Source organism: Bradyrhizobium algeriense, assembly GCF_003062295.1.
GTDB lineage: Bacteria > Pseudomonadota > Alphaproteobacteria > Rhizobiales > Xanthobacteraceae > Bradyrhizobium > Bradyrhizobium algeriense.
The window spans coordinates 1-382 of sequence record NZ_PYCN01000301.1 but is presented as its reverse complement, the minus strand read 5'-3'; the positions used below and the strand labels follow the sequence as shown (position 1 = coordinate 382).

The 382-nt window shown below is 60.2% G+C and carries 1 protein-coding gene; it reads right to left on the bottom strand.

Annotated elements, in window-relative coordinates; translation table 11 throughout:
- Positions 1-17: 17 nt before the first annotated feature.
- A partial coding sequence (locus C7G61_RS43600) for a transposase (protein ID WP_244608808.1) occupies positions 18-382 on the bottom strand: 365 nt, incomplete at its 5' end.

Genomic DNA, 382 nt, shown 5'->3' with positions numbered 1-382 from the left:
CTAGGGCCTGTTGGGATTCATCGGGAGTTTATCACGGCTGCGGCGAGATGGATCATGGAGGCGAAGCTCTGATCGGTCTTGTCGGCGCGCATGGCGATACGTTTGAACTCCTTGAGCTTGCCGAAGAAGTTTTCGATGAGATGCCGCCATTTGTACATCTCCTGGTCGATGGCGAGAGGCTTTGCGCGACGCGGATGCTGGGAGATGACGACCTTGGCGCCGCGCGCGTTGAGTTCGGCGATGATGGCGTTGCTGTCGAACGCCTTGTCAGCGATCAGCGCATCGAAGGCCAATCCCTCGATGAGCGGCGGCACGCCGACTGTGTCGAAGCGCTGTCCGGGCAGCAGCACGAAACGCACGAGATTGCCGAGCGCATCGGTGA